Here is a 2,523-nt window from a genome sequence, read left to right on the forward strand (position 1 = left end):
GTATCCGTCCGGCAAAGTCATCTTGAGCCCGAGCCGCATACCAAGGATGCTCGTGTCCGCGTAACTTCATTGCGGACACATGAACACTTCAGAAATCGAGTTGCCAAGCAGGCGGACACGGCGGCGGCATGCGCCAGAGTTCAGGGACCGGGTGGTACAGGCATGCCGTCAGCCGGGCGTGTCGATTGCCGCCGTCGCGCTGGCCAACGGCCTGAATGCGAACATGGTTCGCAAGTGGCTGATCGAAGCTGAGACACGGGCAGGCAAGGCGCCGGAATCAAAGGCAGACATGCCCGCCGCTGCCAGCAACAGGCCAGCGGCGAGCGCGCCACCGCACTTCTTGCCCTTGGCAATGCCCGCATCGGCGACGCCGGCGCCTGCCGATGAGATCCGTATCGAGTTGCAGCGCGGCGCTACCACCATCAAGGTGTCGTGGCCGACAGCGGCAGCGGCCGACTGCGCGGCCTGGCTGCGCGAGTTGCTTCGATGATCCGCGTGGATGCCTGGTGGCTGGCGGTGCAACCGCTGGACATGCGCGTGGGCACCGAGGCCGCACTGGCTCGCGTGGTGCAGGTCTTTGGCCAGGCGCACCCACACCATGCCTACCTGTTCGCCAACCGGCGAGCGAACCGCATGAAGGTGCTGGTGCATGACGGCATCGGTGTGTGGCTGGCCGCACGGCGCCTGAACATCGGCAAGTTCACCTGGGTCAACGATGGGACCAGCGCACTGCCGCTGTCTCGCACGCAGTTTGACGCGCTGGTGCTGGGGCTGCCTTGGCTGCGGCTGGGCGATGCAGGGATCATCCGGGTGATTTGATCGGTCACTGGCAATTGCCGGATGTACCGATGCGTGCAGCGCTTGAGCGCGGCACGATAGCCACCCATGATCAGCGCACAGCAACTGGACGCCCTGGATCCGCAGACGCGGCAGGTGATGCTGTCGCTGATGGCAGAGCTCCGCGCCAAGGATGCCCTGATCGCACAGCGCGACCAAGAGGCTGCGTTCAAGCAGGCCATGATCGACAAGCTCACGCACGAGATGGCGGTGCTCAAGCGGCTGAAGTTTGCGGCGACCAGCGAGCGCTTCGCCAGCACCCTGGCGCCCGAGCAGAAGAGCCTGCTGGAGGAGACGCTGGAGGCTGATCTGGCCGAACTCGACCGGGAGCTGGATCGCGAGCGTGGCCAGGCCAAGGACAAGACCGAGAAGAAGACGCCCAAGCGTGCCCCGCTTCCGCCGCACCTGCCGCGCCGCGATGTAACGCACGAGCCGACCGACACCAGCTGCGGCTGTGGCCAACCCATGCAGCGCATTGGCGAGGACGTGGCCGAGAAGCTGGACTACCAGCCGGGCGTGTTCACCGTGGAGCGCCATGTGCGCGGCAAGTGGGCGTGCCGCTGCTGCCAGAAGTTGGTGCAGGCGCCGGTACCGCCGCACGTCATCGACAAGGGCATCCCGACGTCTGGCTTGCTGGCACACCTGCTGGTGGCCAAGTTCATGGACCACCTGCCGCTCTACCGACAGGAACATATCTTCGAGCGCGCCGGCCACCTGATCGCGCGCTCGACCCTGGCGCAGTGGGTGGGCGAGTGTGGCGCACAGCTGCAGCCACTGGTGCAGTCGTTGGCCGACGAACTGCGCCGCCATGTGGTGCTGCACGCCGACGAGACGCCGGTGGCGATGCTCAAGCCCAAACACCTGAGCGATGGCAAGACGCACAGGGCCTACATCTGGTCGTACTGCACTACCAGTGCCAACCCGACAAAGGCCGTGGTGTTCGAGTTCTGCGAGACCCGCAGCGGCGAGAACGTGCGCGAGTTCCTCAAGCTGGACACGCCCCGGGCGTGGCAGGGCACGTTGGTGACCGATGGCTTCGGCGGCTACACCGCCACCACGACCAAGGGCGTGACCTCGGCGCAGTGCATGGCGCACGCCAGGCGAAAGTTCAACGACCTGTGGGCCAACCACGGCAGCGAGGTGGGCCGCAAGGCATTGCGGTATCACCAGTGCCTGTTCCGGATCGAGCGGGAGATTGAAGCACTGCCCAGGGATGAGCGACGGCAGACACGTCAGCGCAAGTCACGGCGGGTACTGGCCATCTTTCATCGCTGGCTGCTGGCTCAACGACAGATGGTGCCGCCTGGCTCGGCGACGATGAAGGCGATCGACTACAGCCTCAAGCGCTGGAGGGAGCTCACCCGTTTCGTCGATGACGGTGATGTGCCGATCTCCAACAACTGGGTGGAAAACCACATCAGGCCAATTGCCATCGGACGGGCGAACTGGCTGTTCAGCGGTAGCCTGCGCGCGGGCAAGCGGGCTGCGGCCATCATGAGCCTGCTGCACTCTGCACGCATCAATGGGCACGAACCTTACGCGTACTTCAAGGACGTGCTCGAGCGCTTGCCAACGCATCCGGCCAGCCGTATCGACGAGTTGCTGCCGCATCGCTGGTCACCAGCCACCTGAGGTGCAGCGCCGGCCTCGTGCTGGCCGTCAGGATGACTTTGCCGGACGGATACC

Annotated in this window: 3 protein-coding genes; all 3 read left to right on the top strand. The window is 65.2% G+C overall.

The genetic code is table 11. The features are described from left to right. The first annotated feature begins 79 nt into the window (after positions 1-79). Positions 80-490: an IS66-like element accessory protein TnpA gene (gene tnpA, locus ACFQPB_RS23775; RefSeq protein ID WP_382228887.1), complete on the top strand. Its 411-nt coding sequence runs from the start codon at positions 80-82 to the stop codon at positions 488-490. After that, on the top strand, positions 487-819 hold the full coding sequence (gene tnpB / locus ACFQPB_RS23780; RefSeq protein ID WP_382228890.1) for an IS66 family insertion sequence element accessory protein TnpB: 333 nt from the start codon (positions 487-489) through the stop codon (positions 817-819). Before tnpA ends, tnpB begins: the two co-directional genes overlap by 4 nt. Before the next feature lie 66 nt (positions 820-885). Further along, positions 886-2,469, top strand: coding sequence for an IS66 family transposase (gene tnpC / locus ACFQPB_RS23785; RefSeq protein ID WP_382228893.1), 1,584 nt, complete (start codon positions 886-888; stop codon positions 2,467-2,469). Positions 2,470-2,523 lie beyond the last annotated feature (54 nt).

The organism is Hydrogenophaga atypica (genome assembly GCF_042665215.1).
Classification (GTDB): Bacteria; Pseudomonadota; Gammaproteobacteria; order Burkholderiales; family Burkholderiaceae_C; genus Hydrogenophaga; species Hydrogenophaga defluvii_A.

Excerpts from the sequence above, each read along its gene's own strand:
- tnpC (WP_382228893.1), top strand. The coding sequence starts at position 886 with ATGATCAGCGCACAGCAACTGGACGCCCTGGATCCGCAGACGCGGCAG.
- tnpB (WP_382228890.1), top strand. The coding sequence starts at position 487 with ATGATCCGCGTGGATGCCTGGTGGCTGGCGGTGCAACCGCTGGACATG.
- tnpA (WP_382228887.1), top strand. The coding sequence starts at position 80 with ATGAACACTTCAGAAATCGAGTTGCCAAGCAGGCGGACACGGCGGCGG.